This window comes from Mesorhizobium sp. M0968 (assembly GCF_040319065.1).
Taxonomy (GTDB): domain Bacteria; phylum Pseudomonadota; class Alphaproteobacteria; order Rhizobiales; family Rhizobiaceae; genus Mesorhizobium.
This window is the reverse complement of the sequence record NZ_JAMYNL010000086.1, coordinates 1-1,148: the sequence shown is the minus strand read 5'-3', so window position 1 is coordinate 1,148 and position 1,148 is coordinate 1. Positions and strand designations below refer to the sequence as shown.

The 1,148-nt window shown below is 58.3% G+C and carries 1 pseudogene; it reads right to left on the bottom strand.

The features are described 5' to 3' along the window. Positions 1 to 348 precede the first annotated feature (348 nt). Positions 349 to 908 (bottom strand): annotated as a pseudogene (locus NKH67_RS33985) (molybdopterin cofactor-binding domain-containing protein); the annotation flags it as partial. Positions 909 to 1,148: the final 240 nt, after the last annotated feature.

Sequence of the window (1,148 nt, the reverse complement as noted above, 5' to 3'; positions counted from 1 at the left end):
TTGCAGACCATCGACAACCCGTTCGGCACGAGGTTGTCACCCATGTCTTAAGTACAATCTGTTACCCATGTCTCCGGGTTGGACACCAGACGGCGACATCCAGACGTCGGACTCGCACACGCGTTTCGGCACATCGTGCCTGCCTCGCGCTACGTTCTCGCCATGAAGTCGCCGTGGGCCCTGAGCTTACCGAGCGGGAGCCTGAATTTTTGTTTAATCCAGCAGCCGTGCGAGTGCGACCTGAGCCAAGCGGCATGACGCTTGCCCAAGCCGCTATTGGTTTATCGTCGGAAGTGCCGCCCGGTGCATTGTTCTTCGGCGTCTCAACAAAGAGACGCCTAACCAGCCTCAGGCCGCCGGCAGCTGCTCAGTCAATTTGTCCAGCGTTATGGGATAGTTACGAACGCGGACACCGGTAGCATTGTAGATGGCGTTTGCCACTGCGGCGGCGACTCCGCAAATGCCTAGCTCGCCAATACCCTTTGCCTTCATTGCGAAGAGTATGGGTCGGTCTCGTCGAGGAAAATAACCTCTTGATGCGGAATGTCTGCATGAACGGGAACCTCGTAGCCAGCGAGATCGTGGTTCACGAAGAACCCGCGCGTTTTGTCTACGGCAAGCTCCTCCGAAAGCGCGGCGCCAACCCCCATCGTCATACCACCAATGACCTGGCTGCGTGCCGTCTTCGGGTTGAGAATCCGTCCCGCTGAGCAAACGGCCAGCATCCGGCGAACACGAGTCTCACCGCTCGCGACGTCAACACCAACCTCGACAAAATGAGCACCGGACGTGGAAAGCTGGTGCGTCGTTTCGAGATCGCCATATTCCATCGAATCCTCGACGACGATTCCTTCACCGCCAGCCTGAGACAGTGGTATCCTGCGGTCGCCGCACGTCACTTCGCCCTCTCTGCGACTCTGGCGGTGCCGTCTTTTCCCGCGGCAGTTCGCGTGTGGGTTTGCGGACGATCAGGATCGATCTGTCCCAGCGATCCAACTCACCGCTCGGATAGAAGGTCGGGTCTGGGCCGGTATAGCCGCCGATTCAAACGGCAGGGCCTAACCGATAGTGTTGAAAAAGTCCGGGTTGCAGCAGTCCTGAAGCACTTCTCTATTCGGCACGTTGAGGTCAAGCGCTTTCGAGCTTGC